Source organism: Desulfovibrio psychrotolerans, from assembly GCF_013340305.1.
Taxonomy (GTDB): Bacteria; Desulfobacterota; Desulfovibrionia; order Desulfovibrionales; family Desulfovibrionaceae; genus Halodesulfovibrio; species Halodesulfovibrio psychrotolerans.
This window is the reverse complement of the sequence record NZ_BLVP01000007.1, coordinates 284,418-302,502: the sequence shown is the minus strand read 5'-3', so window position 1 is coordinate 302,502 and position 18,085 is coordinate 284,418. Positions and strand designations below refer to the sequence as shown.

Genomic DNA, 18,085 nt, shown 5'->3' with positions numbered 1-18,085 from the left:
GCGCCTGATACAGGTTTTTGCCGTTTGGTTCAAGTTGCATATTTCTACTGCCACGCCAGCATGTTAGGAGCTATTCCCCATGGTCTCACATCGATTTTTGCCGCACCTGCCGGAAGAGGCGCTGGCCGAACACCAGCTTGCCGGTCTGCAATGGACCGTACGCCACGCCTATGAGAACAGCCCCGCTTACCGTGCGAAACTGCGTGCGGCGGGCGTGGAACCGGGCGGCATAACCAGCCTTGACCATCTTCGCTCTCTTCCCTTTACCACGGTGGAAGACCTGCGGGAAGGATATCCGCTGCCGTTGCTGGCCGTGCCGGAGGAGCAGGTGGTGCGTATTCACGCCTCTTCGGGCACCACGGGCAAGCGCAAGATTCTGGCCTATACGCAGAAGGATGTGGACACCTTTGCCCTGCAGATGGCGCGATGCTACGAGATTGCGGGGCTGACGGTGAAGGACCGCGTGCAGATAGCCGTGGGCTACGGCTTGTGGACGGCGGGAGCGGGGTTTCAGCTGGGCAGCGAGCGGTTTGGCGCGCTGACGGTTCCCGTGGGGCCGGGCAATCTGGAGATGCAGTTGCAGCTTATGGCGGATATGGGCACCACCTGCCTGTGTTCCACCGCGTCCATGGCGCTGCTGATGGCGGAAGAAGTGGAGCGCAACGGCCTGCGTGACCGGTGCAGGCTGCGCAAGGTTATTTTTGGCGCAGAGGCGCACAGCCCCAAGATGCGCAGGGCCTTTGAGGAAAAGCTGGGGTTGCAGGGCAGCTACGACATAGCGGGCATGACCGAGATGTATGGCCCCGGCACCGCGCTGGAGTGCGATGCCCACGACGGGCTGCACTACTGGGCGGATTTGTTTATCATAGAAATTCTGGACCCGGAAACGTTGCAGCCCGTGCCTGTGGGCGAAGTGGGTGAAATGGTGGTGACCAGCCTGTGCAAAGAGGCTGCGCCGCTCATCCGCTACCGTACACGCGACCTTTCGCGCATGGTGCCGGGCATCTGTGCCTGCGGATTGCAGATTCCCCGGCACGACCATATTCTGGGGCGTTCTGACGATATGATCATCTTCCGTGGGGTGAATATTTATCCCGGTCAGATAGCCGATGCGCTGCAGCGGTTTCCGGAGGCGGGCGCGGAATATCAGATTGTGCTCACCCGGCGCGAGGGGCGCGATCATCTGCTGCTCAGGCTGGAACGCCACGCCGATGCCGGTTCGGACACGGACGCGGGCCTTGCCAAGGCCGTGGGCGCGGACCTGCACAAAAAGCTCATGGCCCGCACCGAGGTGGAGATTGTGGACCCCGGCGCACTGCCGCGCTCGTTCGGCAAGTCGAAGCGCGTGGTGGATATGCGGGAGCAGGAATAGTTTCAGCCCGGCGCGCGTTCGACCACATAAGAAACAGACCCGCTGCGGGGCGCATGGTGCGCAGTTCCGCAGCGGGTCTTTTTTGTGTGTCAGTCACAAGCTGTTTGTGCAGCCGGAGCGGAACCGTGTTTCAGGTGCCTGCCGCACATGGAGAACAGCTACGGGGACGGGCTATTCGTCGCCGTTATCGCCGTCGGCATCGGAAAGGTCGTCTCCGGCAATGTCGTGGTCTTCTGAGCGGCTTGCGGCCATGCGTTCCAGCCGGGCGGCTTCCTGCTTGCGTTCGCGTGTGCCCAGCGAAACCTGCGCCTTGACCTGCTCAAGCCCTTCCTGATGGCGGCAGAAAATGAGGAAGCCCGTGTGTGCGATCATGCGGTCGTTGGGGCGCATGCGGTCCGGCACGGCCTTCCAGCCGCGCAGCAGCAGTTCGGAAACTTCCACCTCGTCAAAGGGGCCTTTTTCCAGTTCCACCAGCAGGCTGGAAACCTGATCTATGGTGGGTACAAGAAAGCCGCATACCGCGCCGGGCCTGATGGCGGCGGGTATGTGCCGCACGTATTCCCACGGATCGCGCACGTCCAGAAACAGGGCGTCTGCATCGTTCACCAGAAAGCCGTTGGCGATATCGTGATGATAGAGGGTGACGTTCTGGCCCACGCCTGCCCAGTCGAGGTTGCGGCGGCACAGGTTCATGAATTCTTCGCGCGCCTCGTGGGTGTGAATCTGACCCCGCTCACCCGCGAACCAGCTGAGTGCCAGCGTAAGGCTGCCCGAACCGGAACCGGCCTCTATGACCTTTACGCCGTTGCCTACGCCCAGCTTCATGCAGATGTAGCCGATGTCTTTGGGATAAATGACCTGTGTCTGCCGCTTAACGCCTTTGACAAGGTCGTGCAGGGTGGGGCGTTGCACACGGTATGGCTTGCCCTTGTGGGTGTGGACGATGCTGCCGTATCCGGCGGACATGATGTCTGCCATCTTGAGCAGCCCGTCGGTGCCGTGGATGTCGTTATCCGGCTCCACGCGGCGCATGTACCGCTTGCCGCGCGGGCTTACGAGCAGTACCAGTTCACCTAACTTCGGCATACCTGTTCTCCGTGGTTGGCGGGCAGGCTTGCTGAGCGTGCCCGGTGGGTGCGGGGGATGGCTTCTTTCCGGTGCATGGCCCTACTGTGCAACGCCTTCGCTGTCAAGGTTCGTGCGGGCGGGCGTTGCCGGGTTATGCCGGATTCCATCAGGATTAGCGGTTACAGCCGGACATGGGCCGGGGCACCGGAAGGGCGAAAACGCCCCTGCCGTGCGGACAGGACGAAATAATCGTGTTGTTTTTTCGCGCTGTGCGCTATAGTGAGACATATCACTGTGACGAGGATAGTAAAGCGTAATGGCGTTTACGTATATATTCGGGCCCGTGGCCTCCAGCAGGCTGGGCAGGTCGTTGGGGCTGGACCTGCTGGGAAGCCGCATCTGCTCCATGGACTGCCTCTATTGTGAGGTGGGCCGGACGGATGAGCTTACCCTTTTGCGTGCGCCCTACGTTCCCGCCGATGTACTGCTTGAAGAACTGGAGCGGTGGCGCGAAGGGAATACGATTTTTCCGGACCATGTGACCTTGGGGGGCGCGGGAGAACCGTGCCTGAACAGCGAGCTGGGAGCCATAATACGTGGCTGTCGCCGTATTTTGCCCGAGGTGCCCGTGGCCGTCCTTACCAACAGCACCCTGATGGCGGACCCGGCCGTGCGAGAAGAGCTTGCACTGGCCGATGTGGTGCTGCCCTCTCTGGATTCGTTGGTGGAGGAAGAATTCAACAAACTGAATCGCCCCTGCGGGGGGCTTACCGCAGCCGGTATCGCGGAATCGCTGTTGCAGTTCCGGCGGATGTTCGGCGGCAAAATCTTTCTTGAAATACTGCTGGCGCAGGGCATGAACGATTCGGAGGAGAATCTGGCCCTGCTCAGGGAATTTGTGAAGAGGCTCGGGCCTGACAGGGTGGATGTGACCACGCTGTCGCGCCCAGGCGCGTATCCTGTCGCCAAACCCGTTGCCCCGGAAGTGCGGGAACGGTGGTGCGGCGAGTTTGCCGCCTTTTGTCCGCAGGAGCGGGAGGCACCGGGTTCGGTGTTTCTGCGTACCGGACAACGCGCGGACCACGTGGAACGCGACCAGAAGACCGTTGCCGACACGGTGGCGCGCTCCCTGCGCCGCAGACCGCAGACGCCGGGGCAGCTTGCGCTGTCGCTGTCGCTGCCGTTGGAAAGGGTGGAACACGCCCTTGCCATTCTGCTGCACGAGGGAATTATTCATCGCGCGCAGGGCATGACCGAGCATCTGGACACGCACGAGCCTTTCTATTCCTGCCAGTAGAGCCGCACCGGCCGCAACGGGGCGGAGAACTTTTGTGAGGATACCCATGACGAACACCCCACGTAAGGGCAAGCGCAAGCTGTACATCAGCGTGCTGCCCGGCGAGCAGGTGGAAGTGGCACTGGCCGAAGACGGCGAGGTACAGGAATATTATGTGGAGATGGTGCACCAGGCCAAGACCAAGGGCAACATCTACAAGGGAACCATCAATAACATAGACACCAACCTGCAGGCCGCCTTTGTGAACTACGGCGCGGAGAAGAACGGGTTCCTTCAGATAGACGAGGTGCACCCGGAATACTACTCCGCCCCGCACGACCCCAACAAGGGCCGCAAATATCCGCTTATTCAGAAGGTACTGCGCTCCGGGCAGGAGGTGCTGGTGCAGGTGGTCAAGGAGCCTACGGGGTCCAAGGGCGCGTTTGTCACTTCCTATCTTTCCCTGCCGGGTCGGTTTTTGGTGCTCACGCCGGGACGTGACCAGATAGGCGTTTCGCGCAAGGTGGAAGACGACGGGGAACGCCAGCGGCTGAAGAAGCTGCTGGAAGGGCTGGACCCCGGCGAGAATCTGGGCGTTATAGTGCGCACGGTGAGTGTGGACCAGCCCAAAACATCGTTGCAGCGCGACCTGAGCTTTTTGAAACGCCTGTGGAAGGACGTGCGCAAAAAGGCCACCACCGAGCCTTCGCCCAGCCTTATCTATCAGGAACGCGACCTTGCCACCCGCTCCATACGCGACTACCTGACCGATGATGTGAATGAGGTGTGGGTGGATGACGATGCCACCGCCAAGTCCGTAGAGGAATTTGCCGCGCTGGTCTTTCCCCGGCGCGGGTTGCAGGTGCGCCTGCACAACAACAGCGAGATTTCCCTGTGGGAGCGGTTCAGCCTGCAAAAGCAGATTGAGCAGATTTATTCCCGCGAGGTGAACATGCCTTCCGGCGGCAGGCTGGTCTTTGACCAGACCGAGGCGCTGATGGCCATAGACATTAACTCCGGCAAGATTGCGGGCAAGACCAATTTCGAATCCATGGCGCTGAAGACGAACATGGAAGCGGCCACCACCATTGCCCAGCAGCTTAAGCTGCGGGACGTGGGCGGGCAGGTGGTCATCGACTTCATCGAAATGCGCGACCGCAACCACTGGCGCGAGGTGGAAAAGACCCTGCGGCAGGCCATGAAGAACGACCGCGCACGGCACGATGTGGGCAAGATGAGCCGGTTCGGGCTGTTGCAGGTGGTGCGGCAGCGTCTGGGATCTTCCGCTCTGTCCATAAGCTCCGAGTTGTGCCCCTGCTGCGGCGGTTCCGGCACACGGCGTAACATGGAATGGCAGGCACTGCAGGCTTTGAAAGAGATTTTGCACCGGCTTACCCACGATAAGCTTAACGGCACGCTGCGCTACGAATGCAATGTTGAACTGGCTCTGTATCTGCTGAACCACAAGCGCGAACGACTGTTTGAACTGGAACAGAAATACGAACTGCGCATTGAGGTTACGCCCAAGAAGGATTAGCCATGGCCCGCGTGTTGCTGCATATGTGCTGCGGACCGTGCGCCATTGTGCCCGTTCGCAGATTGCAGGAAGAAGGCCACGAGGTGACGGGGTTCTTCTGGAATCCCAACATCCACCCGCTGCGGGAGTATCTGCGGCGGCGGGAGGCCGTGCTGGACGTGGCGCGTGAACTGGGCATTTCCGTTATCTGCAAGGACAACGAGTATGACCCCAAGCTCTGGTTCCGGGCGGTAAGCTTCCGCGAGGAAAACCGCTGCTTCCACTGCTATGCCCTGCGGCTGGAGCGGGCCATGTCCATTGCCCGGCGGGGGCGTTTTGACGCCATGACCACCTCCATACTCTATTCCCGCAAGCAGCGGCACGAGATGGTGCGGCAGCTTGGTGAGGATATGGCCGGGGGCGGCAGCGTGCGGTTTTGGTACCGCGATTTCCGCGAAGGCTGGCAGGAAGGGATAGAGACCTCGAAGAACTGGGGCGTGTACCGCCAGCAGTACTGCGGCTGCCTGTACAGCGAGGGCGAACGCTACGCCAGTGAACTGCGGGAGGTTTCGGGCTGTGCCGCGCGAAGCCACGGGCAGGAGGACGGAGAGGACAGGGGCTGAGCACGCCCTGTGGTGTTTTTGCGGCAGGCTGCCAGCAGGCTGCCGGAAGTCTGGCTGCCGTGTAGACGGAATATTCAGGCCCTCACGCATAAACCATGCGCGGGGGCCTTTTGCACGCCTGAAATCGTATCTGCCTTTTAATTCACATCGGCCTGCGTGTCCGCAGTATCGTCCGCCTGCGCACCCTGTTCCGCATGGGGCCGGGCTGCGGCCTGACTCATGGTTTTGTCTATTGTCCGGATAAGTTCGTCCGGTTCAAAGGGCTTGGCAATGTAGCCGTCGGCTCCTGTTTCCAGAAAGGTTTCCCGCGCTCCGCTCATGGCGTGGGCGGTCATGACCACCACGGGAAGCTGCGCCAGACGGGAGTATTCCGGCAGGGTGCGCAGGGCGCGCGTGGCCTGCACGCCATCCATAACCGGCATCTGAATGTCCATGAGCACAAGGTCGAACTCGTCCCGCAGCAACGCTTCCAGCGCCAGTTGCCCGTTGGAAACGGAGGTGACGGTGTGCCCCAGCCGTTCCAGATGCCGCCGCGCCACCATCTCGTTCACTTCTTCATCTTCCGCCAGCAGAATTTTGAACGGGCCGCTGCAGGGAAGGGGAGTCTCCTTGCCTGAATCCACCGTGCCTGAAGCCTCTGGACCTGAATCTTCCTTGCCAGAATTCTCTGTGCAGGTCTGTTCCGGCATTCCGAAGGTGATGCAGACGTGCACGGTGGTGCCTCTTCCGTCCTCACTTTCTACGGCCATGCTGCCGTTCATGAGCCGGACCAGACGCCGGACGATGGCAAGGCCCAGTCCCGCGCCATCGTGGATGCGGGTGTAGTTGCCGTCTGCCTGCGAGAAGGGTTCCAGCACCTTGTCTAAGAGCGAATCCGGGATGCCCCGGCCTGTGTCTTCCACGGAAAAGAGCACCCGGGCCGTTTCCGGGCGGGGCGATGGCAGCAGGTGCGCGGAGAGGGTGATGTGTCCCTGCTCTGTGAACTTGATGGCATTGCCCGTGAGATTGAACAGGATTTGCTGAACGCGCACGCTGTCTCCCATAAGCGCGCGGGGGATGGCGGGGTCCAGATCAACGGAGAAGTGCAGGGCCTTTTCCGCGCCTGCGGGTTCCAGAAGGGTGGCTACCGTTTCCAGCACGTCCCTGATGCAGAACTGCTCATGGCGGATTTCCAGCTTGCCCGCCTCTACCCTGGAAAGGTCCAGTATGTCGGAGAGCAGGCGCAGGAGGCGTTTGGATGAGGATATGGCCACGGAAATAGAGCGTTCCTGATCCGGGCGGGGATGTTCGGATTGCAGAATTTGCAGCATGCCCATGATGCCGTTCATGGGGGTGCGTATTTCGTGGCTCATGTTTGCCAGAAATTCGCTTTTGGCGCGGCTGGCTTCTTCTACCATGTCCTTGGCGGCGGCAAGGCGTATTGTGCTTTCCTTGATATCCTGAAACCGGGCGCGCAACGAATCGGACATATGCCGGAAGTTCTTCACCAGATGCGCCGGTTCGGCTATCCATGTTCTGTCGGGCCAGATTGGCTCCTCGCCGTGGGAAATTTTTTGGGGCAGGTTGGTGGTAAGCGCGCTTATCTGCCGCAGAGGCTTAACCAGCATGGCCGCCAGAACCCATGAAAGGGCAACGCTGGCAAGCACGACGGACATGAGCAGCAGCAACCTGCTTTGCAGGAGCTTGAGCAGGGCGATCATGTGCGTGGCAGTGGTTGTTTCCACAATGATGGTCCAGCCGCCGTGCCCCAACGGCATTTCCGTGAAGTAGACCGAGTTTTTCCAGCGGTTCATGACGGAGATGTTGGGGCTGACATCCTTCATCCAGATGCGGATGCCCGCCTGCTCTCCCTGTATACCCTGTTCCCTGACCACGCCGTGCTCCGAAAAGGCTGTGAAGGCATGGCCGGATTCGCGGTCCGGGTTGGTGGAGGTGACCACGATGCCGTGGTTGTCCAGAATGGTCGCGCCCATGCCGGAATGGCGGAACAGGCTGAGGAGTGTACCTGTGAGGCTGTGCACGGGAACAACCGCGTTGATGAAGCCGCCGAAGTCGTTCTGCCGCAGCACCGGGGCGGCGAGCACGATGATGGGGTCCGGGCTTCCTGTACGCGCGGCGGGCACCCATGAAACAACAGGCAGCAGCGTGCGGTTGATCTCCTGAAAATAGGGCCGGTCCGAATAGTCCACACCGCCGGGGGGCAGGCTCAGTTCCCCTTCGCGGGAAAAGTTCAGTATGCCCCTGCCCTGTGTGTTGCCCACGCCCACGCGCAGCAGCTCGCCGTTATAGCGCAGGGCTGCGCGTACCTCGTTGCGTACCTGCGGGGAATTGAGCGGCACGTCACGGATGGTATCCGCAAGGGCGGCTATTACCTCAATGTGCTGGTGCAGCCATAGGTCGAATTGTTCCGAATTGAGGCGTGCCGTGGAGAGCAGCCCCTCCCGCACGCTCCGTTCCGTATCCTGAACCTCTTCATGGATGTTCAGGCGGGCAGCCATGAGTCCGGGAAAGAGCACAAAGCTGACCAGCGTGACAAAGAGCAGTTCCCGGTAAGAGTGGGTAACGGGTATGTGAGGCGCTTTGTCCGATTTACCCGTATGACCGGGGTGATCGGAACTGCCGGGAGAATCTGCCGGCTGCGCGCTGCTGTTCTGCCCTGCAAAATACGCCTTCCACACGTTTACGCACAGGATGAGCAGGAACGCCATGACCGCGTTGGAAATGCCGTTTATACCCTGCTTGAGCATGATGGAGACAACGGACGGGCCAGCCATGCCCATGACTTCGCGGTAGAATATCCATACCAGCGGCATGCCCAGAACCAGCCAGTAGAGCACGGTGAGCAGAACCAGATTTCTCCGTTCACGCCCCCACAGCAGCCCTATGAAGGCCGCCTCTGCCACCAGAATGATGATGGCGTAGGGGTGGTTCCACAGTACATAGGTCCAGCTGCCTGCAATGGCGGCGCACAACACCCCGGGCACAAGCCCGAGATAGTAGAGGGCGAAGAGCGTGGCGATGCTGCCGAACAGGAAATCGACATTGAAGAAGAGTTCCAGTTTTGCATAGTTGCCCAGAAGCCCCATGCCGCAGCACAGGATGAGAAGCAGGATTGACCGGATACGATTTCCCGGTGTGAAGGAGGGGGGGGCGAACATCTGCATGGTGATTTCCGTTATCTGAGTCTGGGTGAGAGTGCGGATTGTAAGGAATGCGGAGAAAGGGCCGCCCCGAGCTCACGGGGCGGCCTCTTTGCGGTTACTTGGCGTCGTCCTGCAGCTGTGCGATGAGCTTGCTCAGTTCCGTGGCCTGCCGTGCCAGTTCGCGGATGTCGTTATCCGACTCCGTTACGCGCTGGGCGTTGTCCTGCGCTATGGCGTTAATCTCGTCCACGCTGTTGGTAATCTGCTCCGAAGCGGCGGACTGTTCTTCCGCCGCCGTGGCAATGGACTGCACCTGCCCGGCCGCGTCCTGCGCCATGGAGACTATTTCGTGCAGCACCTCGCCTGATTTGTTGGAGAGCTGCGTGGCACCGTTTATGGCGGTGACGGCGCTGTCCATGCCCTGCACGTTTATCTGGGCCAGATCCTGAATGGACTTGATGTTCTGGCCCACTTCCTTGGTGGCGGTCATGGTCTTTTCCGCCAGCTTGCGCACCTCGTCCGCCACCACGGCGAATCCGCGTCCTGCTTCGCCTGCGCGGGCGGCTTCTATGGCCGCGTTCAGAGCCAGCAGGTTGGTCTGGTCCGCAATGTCGTTGATGACGTTCATGACGTTGCCGATGGCCACCGACTGCTCGCCCAGCCTGTGCATATTGTCCTTAAGGGTTCCGGTGAGATCCTGCAGCGAGTTCATGGCCTTGACCGTATCTGACACAACGCTTGAACCTTCCAGTGCCTTCTGGCGCGACCGCTCGGTCTGCTCGGCTGCCTGCCCTGCGTTACGGGCTACTTCCAACACTGTGGCGTTCATTTCTTCCATGGCGGTGGCGGTTTCGTTTATACGTGCCATCTGGGTATCGGTTCCCTGCCGGATATCGTCACTGCGGTTGGCAAGGTCGCCGGTGGCGGCGTTGATGTTTGCCACCACGCCCTCCAGCCTGCTTGCGGCGGTGAGCATGCCTTCCCGGGTGGCGTTTTCCGCCTGTGCCATGGCGTCTTCTGCCCTGCGCGCGGCAAGCTGCGCAGCCTGTGCCTGCCGGTTGGCTTCTTCGCCCTTGGCAGCCATGTCCTGCAGGTTTGCCTTAAGGGTCACGGTCATGGCGTTAAGCGACAGTTGCAGCTTGGAGATTTCGTCCTTGCCCGCCGTGTCCAGCTTGACGTCCAGATTGCCGCGAGCCACGGCGTCTGCCGCTTCCGTTGCCGCCCGCAGGGGGCGCACGATGGAGAGCACCAGCATGATGCAGAAGGGCAGGATGATCAGGCCGAGCACAGCGATGATGATGCCCAGCGTCCATGCGAGGTCGGAATTGACCAGTTCGTCAAGATGCTGCTTTATGCGGGCTTTTTCCGCGTCCACGTTGTCTATGTAGACGCCTGTGCCCATCCAGAACTCCGTGCCGGGGATCATCATGGCATAGCTGAGTTTGAGCACGGAACCGGCACCGGGCTTGTCCCACAGGTAGGTGACAAAGCCTCCGCCCGCCTGCGCGGCCTTGTTCAGGTCGCGGATGACGTAGACGCCGTTGGCATCCTTCATGTCCGTAAGGTCTTTGCCTTCCAGCGCAGCGTTAGGAGGCAGTATCTGCACCGTGGTGTTGCGGTAGACGAAGTAGTAGCCGGATTTGTCCGCCTCGAACCGGTAATCGTTAATGGCGCGGCGGATAAGGGCTATCTTTTCCGCCTCTGTGGGCACATCGCGGATGAGAATGCCCATGGCGGTGACGATGGTTTCCGTTGCCAGCTTGAGGCGGCTTTTGTGGTCTTCTATCATCACATTCTGGGTTTCCGTTATGCCGGTGCTGGCCACGCGCCCCGTGAGGTTGATGAATGCAAGCACTATTCCCGCCATGAACAGGATCATGAGCAGCAGCAGGGCAATAACCCGTTTGCCTATGGAAATGCTTCTGAACATATAATGTAGCTCTCCTGAAAATTGATTATTCCCAACCATGTACAGCCTACGCGTCCACTCCCTTCTTTGCAAGTATAACTCCGTTTTTGTGCACTGTGCGCACCCGGTTGTTCGTGAATACCCTTAAAGGAGCGGGCGCATGAACGTGCCTGCGTGTTCTATAGTTCAGCGTTTATGCTGACCATCGGACGCAGGGAAAAGGCGCAGTGCAGGAGGTATTGTGCATGGGCGTGCCCGTGTGGCGTGTTCTCCATTGTTCATGCCGGACTCTTTGTGTAGGACTGGCAACGGGAGCGGCGAAAATACATGCGCTTGAGAAGGTGTTTGTCAGTCCGCGCACCACAAGCTAACCGGAACCGGAGGGCGTGCATGCCAGTTTTTGTGAACCTGCCACTCAGCTATGCCGCACGGCAGCCAGAATATATCGAGATGTTCATCAGCCGCAAGGTGTGCCCTGAATTGGGCATGGATACACATGCCGTGCAGTCGCTGCCGGAGTCGTGGCACCGGGAAACAGCGGCGCGGTTCCGGCAGGCGGGGATTACCTGTGCCGTACATCTGCCGTTCTTTGACCTTTCGCCGGGAAGCCTGAATGATGCCGTGCTGGATGCCACCCGCACGACGTTGCGCCGTGCGGCGGAACTTGCCGCGCTGTATGCCCCGCAGCATTTTGTGGGGCACCCGCACTACAACAGGGGGGAACACGAACCCCGCGCACAAGAGTGGCTGCGCCGGGGCGTGCAGACATGGCACGGCGTGCTGGAACAGGTGCCGGATGTGCCCCTGTTCCTTGAAAATACCCACGAGCGCGCCCTGCAACCCATTCTGGACCTGCTGGATATGCTGCCCGCCGCCCGCACGGGGCTGTGTCTGGACGTGGGGCACTGGCATGCCTTTGCGCAGGGATGGCGCAACCGGGATCTTACGGAATGGCTTGAGCGTGCCGGGGCGCGGCTGCGGCACCTGCACCTGCATGATAATGACGGCAGCGACGACCAGCATGCGGGGCTGGGGGCGGGAAGCATTCCCCTTGAGGAGCTGTTCGGCGTGCTTGCCGCATCAGGGGTACGCCCCTCCGCCACGCTGGAGCCGCATGACGAAGGGGCGTTTGAGATTTCACTGGCTGTTCTGGAGCAGCGCAGCGATTGGGTTGCCGCCCTGCGCACGGAATAGCCTGTTCCGAAGTCCCCCCGGCAGGGCAGAAGCAGGCACAGCCGGATACTCTTGTCCGCTCAGGTTGTTATGACCATTCCAGCAGCCTGCGTTCGCCCTGCAGGGCGCGCAGGGCCGACAGCTCCTGCGAGACTTCAAGGCAGCCGAGGTAGGTGCCTGCCTCGTCCCGCACCGCAAAGTAGCGGATGTGGATGAACTGCCCGTGCATCTGGAGCCAGAACTCTGCGGAATCGCGTTCGCCGTTTTTGAACTTGGCGACGATTTCTTCCACCATGTGTACGGACTTGGACGGATGGCAGTTGCGTACATCGCGCCCGATGATGCCCGCCGAGCGGGGGAATATGCGATGGCTGCTGTCTGAGTAGTAGGCCACCTTGTCGTCTGCGTCCACGAAGGTCATGTCTATGGGCAGGTGCTTGAGCATGAGGTTGAGCACGTGGGGTTGCAGCCTGCCCGTATCCAGACGAACGGTGTCCTGCGGTGCGGCAGTATTTTTGGGCGCATCGTTCCGGGCGCCGGGAATCCATTCTATGCCGGGAGTGACCCAGGCGTAGCCTATTTCATCCTCGCCGTGCCGTGCCCGCGACCACTGCTCCTCGCTGAGCGATTCCAGCGCCATGGGGAAGAGCACATGCTCCTCCTTGTACACCATGTCCTTGATGGCGAGGCAGGCTTCGCGCAGGTTGTCCAGCGTCTGCTGCGGGTTTTCGCGGTCCCATTCCCCGGCGGTTTTCTTCAGCAGCGCGCGGATATCGTCGTGCACCGCCCACATGACCTTGGGGGGCGCTTCTATGCCGTTTTCCTCCAGCAGGGGAAAGAGCTGGTATTCCTTGCGGGAGTAGTGGATGCGGATGTTGGTAAGGTCGTCAAACGTCTGGCGGAGATATTGGTCGGAGAATGCCCAGACGGTCTTGGAGACGGGGTGGCCCATGCGGTCCAGCTGGCTGAGAATTTCGTCTGCAAATTCCACGGCCTGATTGTTTTCGGCCATGTAGGTGTGCACCGGATGCCCTGCGGGCATGGAGGGACGGTCGTTGCAGTCCAGCCCGTCTTTGAAGAGTTCCACATGCAGGCTGCACAGGCGTTTGATTTCTGTTTCCGGCAACCCTTCCGCCACCAGAGACTGTTCCAGGGTGGCTATTTCTGCCGCAGAGATATCGCCCACGGTTTCGGCAAAGCGGGCTTTCAGCGATTCCACGCTCTCTCCGTCGTGCAGGGCGCGGATCATTTCCTTGAGTTTGGTGCGGCGTTCCGCGTCTGAAAGTCCCTTGGAGGCGGGGGCGGCCACCTGCGGCGGCACCACCGTTACCGCTTCGCCTGTTTGGCGCATGATCTCGCCCGCGATGAAGACAAGAAGGTCCACCGGGGCCACCTGCCCCATGGAAGCAGCCTGCGACAGGGTGGCCACGCGGCCCAGTGTGTTGCGCAGCACGGGGTTGCGCAGTTTTTCATAGGCGGTGTTGTAGTTTGCCAGAGCTTCCACGAGAAAGGGGTATTGCTTGGTCAGGTCCAATATCTTGGTATCGTTGCGTAATTCCATATGGGCTCCTTGTCATGGCGGAGAGTATGCTTGGGGGGCGAATGACGGAAGGGTAGCACGGTCTGGGCGGCAAGGACAAGGATGGATACGGAAAAACACGATGCCCATTGCAGGGCAGGCGGCTGGCGGAGGATATCGTTCCCGGCGCGGTTGCATCATGAAAAACGGGTGTGCGGTGTTCGGGCCTTGCGGCCAGTGTCCGGTGCGGGCTTGCGCCTCCGGCATCTCCCCATGCCGGATGGTGTCGCACCGGGCTGCCGGTACATTCCGTCGGTGCCCTGACGCTGATAATCTTTGGCCGGTGTGGCATGATTCCCGTTACTGACCCGGGAACGATATCCGTTACCCGCATATCGGTGTGAGTGACCATTTTCTTTAGGGAGGCACTCTCAGGTGCTGGAGAGGTGCTCGCGGAGCAGCGGCGGTGCGGTTCTGGCAGGGAATGGCGCTGATATGACTACGCATCGGGCAGGAGGGGGTGGCTTTTGCGGGCGGATTTTTCCTGTAGTGCGTGAAAAGGCTTGCCAAGGACGCGCGGCTTGCGTACAAACGCCCTCTCCCTGATTGTTGAGGCTTAACCCACCTGCTTTATTGCAGAAATGGATAGAGAGCAGCGCGGAAGAAAGGTGTTGACAGCAGGGCACGGATTCACTACAAGGTGTTTCCTTCACGGGCGGTTAGCTCAGTTGGGAGAGCATCGGCCTTACAAGCCGAGGGTCACAGGTTCAAGCCCTGTACCGCCTACCACGTGCGGAGCGGTAGTTAAGTCGGTTATAACGCCGGCCTGTCACGCCGGAGGCCGCGGGTTCGAGTCCCGTCCGCTCCGCCACGATAGCATCGGATGTGTTCGAAAGAGCACATCCGTTTTTATGATACGCGACATTGTCGCAACGATTTTGGCCCTTTTCGGGCCGCCTCTGCGGAGCGGTAGTTAAGTCGGTTATAACGCCGGCCTGTCACGCCGGAGGCCGCGGGTTCGAGTCCCGTCCGCTCCGCCATGAAAGCAAAAGCCCTTGCACAACGCGAGGGCTTTTTGCATTTGCGGCCTCCTGTTCCGATCTGCTGTAACGCGCCAACAGGTTTTGACACGTGCGCCAGCCGTTTTTGGCAGTCGCCTATCAGAGCTTTTCTGCCAGCATTGCGCCAAAGGCCTCGCATTCCTTGCGGGCGGTTTCGTCGGGCTTCCAGAGGGCTTTCTGGCCGTTGCCTACCATCTCAAAGCCCGATTCTTCAAGCCACTTGGAGACAATGCCCACGCTCTCGCCGGACCATCCGTAAGAGCCGAACGCGGCACCGAGTTTGTTTTTGAAGCCCAGCCCCTTGATCATTTCCAGCACGCCCGCCATGCCGGAAAGGATGCCCTTGTTGATGGTGGACGAGCCCGCCACAACCATTTTTGCCTTGAAAACCTCGGTGACCACCTCGTTTTTATCGCGCTGCCCCACGTTGAACAGTTTTACCGTTGTATCGGGCTTGGCGCGGCGTATGCCTTGTGCAATGGCTTCTGCCATGTCGCGGGTGCTGTTCCACATGGTGTCGTACAGGATGGTGACCTGATTTTCCTGATAATCGGCAGCCCATTGCAGATACTTGTGCACTATCTGTAACGGATTGTCGCGCCAGATAAGGCCATGGCTGGGCATGATGTAGTCCACAGGCAGGCCGAAGCCCACCACCTCCTGAATCTTCTTTTCCACCAGTTTGCTGAAAGGGGTGAGGATGTTCGCGTAGTACTTGATGCATTCGTGCATAAGCTCGCCCTGATCCACCAGATCATTGAACATGAGGTTGGAGGCGTAGTGATGGCCGAACGCATCGTTGCTGAACAGAATATTTTCGCCGTTCATGTAGCAGAACATGCTGTCGGGCCAATGGAGCATGGGGGCGGAAATGAAGGTGAGGGTCTTTTTGCCCAGAGACAGCGTGTCGCCGGTTTTTACGGTGCGGAAATTCCAGTCTTTGTGGTAGTAGCCCTTGAGCGATTTTACTGCCTGCGGGGTGCAGTAGATGGGAACATCCGGGATGTGGCGCATAAGTTCGGGCAGGGCGCCGCTGTGATCCACCTCCGCATGGTTGGCGATGATGTAGTCTATGGAGGAGAGGTCGATTTCCCTTGCAAGATTCTCAACAAACTCTCCGGCATAGGGTCCGTATACCGTGTCTATGAGCACGGTCTTTTCATCGCGCACCAAATACGAGTTGTAGGAGGAGCCCCGGAATGTGGAATACTCTTCGCCATGGAATTTTTGCAGTTCCCAGTCTATCTTGCCGACCCATGTTACGCTGTCTGTCAGTTTGAAGCTCATCAGGTACCTCCGGATTTTGAGACATACCATATACGATACCGGAGACAATGGGGAGGGGGGAAAGCGGTTTTTTGCGTGCAGCGTTTTGTGATTGCCGCATTGCCTGTTTCGCACTAGAAGAACGGCTTACGGCAGGAATCGGCCTGCCCGGCGAACTGCACAAGTGGGAGGTTTTCATGTCTGCACCCGTACGCACGGATAAGGCTCCGGCCGCCATAGGCCCGTATTCGCAGGGAATGATCAGCACCGGGTTGGTGTTTACCTCCGGCCAGTTGGGGATAGACCCCGCCACGGGGCAGATGCCCGGAACCGTGGAGGAGCAGGCCCGCCTTGCGCTGGAGAACCTGAAGGCCGTGCTGGAAGAGGCCGGAACATCCATGGGGCGCGTGGTCAAAACCACCGTGTTTTTGAGCGACATGAATAATTTTGCCGCCGTGAACGCCGTGTACACCGCCTATTTTGCAGAACCCTTCCCGGCACGCAGTTGCGTTGAGGTGGCCCGGCTGCCCAAGGATGCGCTGGTGGAAGTGGAAGCGGTGGCGGAACGCTGAGCCAAGCTGCCCGCCATGGAGAATGGATACGCATGATGAAGCCCCAATGGAATGAGTACATAGCCCTGCTGCGGCGCGAGGTGGTGCCCGCCCTTGGCTGCACCGAGCCTGTGACCGTGGCCCTTGCCGCCGCGCACGCCGCCCGCCGGTTGGAAGGGCAGCCGGATGCCGTACAGGTACTGGTGAGCGGCAACCTGCTGAAGAACGGCATGGGGGTGGGGGTGCCCGGCACGGGCATGACCGGGCTGGATATTGCCGCTGCCGTGGGTGCCGCAGGCGGGAATCCGGCATTGGTGCTGGAGGTGCTGCGCGATCTTACCCCGGAGCAGATTGCGGCGGGTAAACGCATGCTTGAGGAAAAGCGTGTGAGCGTGGGCATTGCGCAGACGGATGAGCTGCTGCTTGCAGATGTTACCGTGAATGCGGGCGGGCACACTGCCCGGTGCGTTATTGCCCGCGAGCACGGGGCGGTGGTGCTGGTGGAGCGCAACGGCGAAACCGTTCTGCGCGCGCCGCTTCCCGGCGAAGCGGCGGGGGATGCGGAATGGCCCCTGACTATGGAACGCATCCATGAATTTGCCGTGTATGCGCCGTTTGCGGAAATCGCCTTTATTCTGGAGGCGGCACGCATGAACGAGGCCATAGCGGGTGAGGGCATGTCACGCGAATGGGGCATGCGCGTCGGGCGTTCCATGGACGAAGATATCCGGCAGGGGCTGCGGGCGGACGACATGGCGTCGTTTGCCATCAAGATGGCTGCCGCCGCATCCGATGCCCGCATGGACGGCATTATGCTGCCGGTAATGAGCAACTCCGGCAGCGGTAATCAGGGCATAACCGCCACCGTGCCCGTGGTGGCCTTTGCCAGCAGGCTGGGCAGCGATGAAGAAGCTCTGGCCCGTGCGCTGATCATGAGCCATCTTACGGCCATTCATCTCAAGCATCATCTGGGGCGTCTTTCCGCGCTGTGCGGGGCTATTCTTGCGGCCACAGGCTCCGGTTGCGGCATTGCCATGCTGATGGGCGGCGGCATGCGCGAGATAGGCTTTACGGTGAAAAACATGGTGGGCAACATTGCGGGCATGATCTGCGACGGAGCCAAGAATTCCTGCGCCCTGAAGGTGGCGTCTGCCGTGGAGGCAGCCATTCAGGCCGCGCTGCTGGCCCGCAGGGGCACCACGGTGAGCGGACGCGAGGGCATTGTGGACGACGATCTGGAAACCAGCATCCGCAATCTGGGGCGGCTGGGCAGCAGCGGCATGGCGGAAACGGACAAGGTGATTCTGGACATCATGGTGTCCAAAGGGTGATGATTGCCTCCCGCACTCCATAATCGTAAGCGCAGAAGCACATGATACTGAACGCAAGCCAGCTTAACGCCATACGGCAGCACAATGACGAGGAACTCCGCAAGGGGCAGTTTGCCACCTACGGATATCCCGCGCATACCATCCGCGACCTGCTGAACACCGTGGAAGCCATGAAGAAGGAAAAAAAGAAATGGCAGCGGCTGGCGCAGGAACGCGGTCAGACCCTGCAGGCCATTCGTGATATGCTGGGCAGCAACGGCAGCACGCCGGAATAGCC

The 18,085-nt window shown here is 60.2% G+C and carries 13 protein-coding genes and 3 tRNA genes; 11 read left to right on the top strand and 5 right to left on the bottom strand.

What is annotated here, in order from left to right:
* Positions 1-79: 79 nt before the first annotated feature.
* Positions 80-1,372, top strand: a complete 1,293-nt coding sequence (locus tag HUV26_RS07465) for a phenylacetate--CoA ligase (RefSeq protein ID WP_174409482.1) — start codon at positions 80-82, stop codon at positions 1,370-1,372.
* Between the two features lie 171 nt (positions 1,373-1,543).
* On the opposite strand, the gene HUV26_RS07460 is transcribed toward HUV26_RS07465, so the two are convergent.
* Positions 1,544-2,458 carry a tRNA (adenine-N1)-methyltransferase gene (locus HUV26_RS07460; RefSeq protein ID WP_174409481.1) on the bottom strand — a complete coding sequence of 305 codons (915 nt, stop codon included), beginning with the start codon at positions 2,456-2,458 and terminating at the stop codon, positions 1,544-1,546.
* A gap of 298 nt (positions 2,459-2,756) precedes the next feature.
* Here HUV26_RS07460 and HUV26_RS07455 point away from each other — a divergent pair, with 298 nt between their 5' ends.
* Genes HUV26_RS07455 through HUV26_RS07445 form a run of 3 tightly spaced genes read left to right on the top strand, consistent with a single transcriptional unit; the run spans position 2,757 to position 5,855 of the window.
* The gene (locus tag HUV26_RS07455) at positions 2,757-3,737 is read left to right on the top strand and encodes a radical SAM protein (RefSeq protein ID WP_174409480.1); all 981 of its coding nucleotides are present in this window, start codon (positions 2,757-2,759) and stop codon (positions 3,735-3,737) included.
* Positions 3,738-3,783: 46 nt separating this feature from the next.
* Positions 3,784-5,253 (top strand): Rne/Rng family ribonuclease, encoded by a 1,470-nt coding sequence (locus tag HUV26_RS07450; RefSeq protein ID WP_174409479.1) that lies wholly within the window; start codon positions 3,784-3,786, stop codon positions 5,251-5,253.
* A 2-nt stretch (positions 5,254-5,255) separates the two neighbouring features.
* The gene (locus HUV26_RS07445) at positions 5,256-5,855 is read left to right on the top strand and encodes an epoxyqueuosine reductase QueH (protein ID WP_174409478.1); all 600 of its coding nucleotides are present in this window, start codon (positions 5,256-5,258) and stop codon (positions 5,853-5,855) included.
* Positions 5,856-5,992: 137 nt separating this feature from the next.
* On the opposite strand, the gene HUV26_RS07440 is transcribed toward HUV26_RS07445, so the two are convergent.
* Both HUV26_RS07440 and HUV26_RS07435 read right to left on the bottom strand, forming a co-directional pair.
* Positions 5,993-9,019, bottom strand: a complete 3,027-nt coding sequence (locus HUV26_RS07440; RefSeq protein WP_174409477.1) for a hybrid sensor histidine kinase/response regulator — start codon at positions 9,017-9,019, stop codon at positions 5,993-5,995.
* A gap of 94 nt (positions 9,020-9,113) precedes the next feature.
* Entirely contained in the window at positions 9,114-10,928 is a 1,815-nt protein-coding gene (locus HUV26_RS07435; protein WP_174409476.1) for a methyl-accepting chemotaxis protein, read from the bottom strand.
* 369 nt (positions 10,929-11,297) lie between these two features.
* Here HUV26_RS07435 and HUV26_RS07430 point away from each other — a divergent pair, with 369 nt between their 5' ends.
* Positions 11,298-12,101, top strand: a complete 804-nt coding sequence (locus tag HUV26_RS07430) for a sugar phosphate isomerase/epimerase family protein (protein ID WP_174409475.1) — start codon at positions 11,298-11,300, stop codon at positions 12,099-12,101.
* A 67-nt stretch (positions 12,102-12,168) separates the two neighbouring features.
* Here the strand turns inward: HUV26_RS07430 and HUV26_RS07425 are convergent, their stop codons facing one another.
* On the bottom strand, positions 12,169-13,641 hold the full coding sequence (locus HUV26_RS07425) for a DUF438 domain-containing protein (protein WP_174409474.1): 1,473 nt from the start codon (positions 13,639-13,641) through the stop codon (positions 12,169-12,171).
* Positions 13,642-14,312: 671 nt separating this feature from the next.
* On the opposite strand from HUV26_RS07425, the gene HUV26_RS07420 reads away from it, so the two are divergent.
* The 3 genes from HUV26_RS07420 to HUV26_RS07410 all read left to right on the top strand — a co-directional run bounded on the left by HUV26_RS07420 (position 14,313) and on the right by HUV26_RS07410 (position 14,639).
* Positions 14,313-14,388: transfer RNA gene (locus HUV26_RS07420), tRNA-Val, on the top strand.
* Between the two features lie 5 nt (positions 14,389-14,393).
* A tRNA-Asp gene (locus HUV26_RS07415) sits at positions 14,394-14,470 on the top strand.
* A 92-nt stretch (positions 14,471-14,562) separates the two neighbouring features.
* Positions 14,563-14,639: transfer RNA gene (locus HUV26_RS07410), tRNA-Asp, on the top strand.
* 120 nt (positions 14,640-14,759) lie between these two features.
* Here HUV26_RS07410 and HUV26_RS07405 read toward each other — a convergent pair.
* The gene (locus tag HUV26_RS07405) at positions 14,760-15,947 is read right to left on the bottom strand and encodes an anaerobic nitric oxide reductase flavorubredoxin (protein ID WP_174409473.1); all 1,188 of its coding nucleotides are present in this window, start codon (positions 15,945-15,947) and stop codon (positions 14,760-14,762) included.
* Between the two features lie 176 nt (positions 15,948-16,123).
* On the opposite strand from HUV26_RS07405, the gene HUV26_RS07400 reads away from it, so the two are divergent.
* Genes HUV26_RS07400 through HUV26_RS07390 form a run of 3 tightly spaced genes read left to right on the top strand, consistent with a single transcriptional unit; the run spans position 16,124 to position 18,083 of the window.
* On the top strand, positions 16,124-16,498 hold the full coding sequence (locus tag HUV26_RS07400; protein WP_174409472.1) for a RidA family protein: 375 nt from the start codon (positions 16,124-16,126) through the stop codon (positions 16,496-16,498).
* Between the two features lie 35 nt (positions 16,499-16,533).
* On the top strand, positions 16,534-17,808 hold the full coding sequence (locus tag HUV26_RS07395) for an L-cysteine desulfidase family protein (RefSeq protein ID WP_373869055.1): 1,275 nt from the start codon (positions 16,534-16,536) through the stop codon (positions 17,806-17,808).
* Between the two features lie 41 nt (positions 17,809-17,849).
* Complete coding sequence (locus HUV26_RS07390; protein ID WP_174409470.1) at positions 17,850-18,083, top strand: hypothetical protein; 234 nt, start codon at positions 17,850-17,852, stop codon at positions 18,081-18,083.
* Positions 18,084-18,085: the final 2 nt, after the last annotated feature.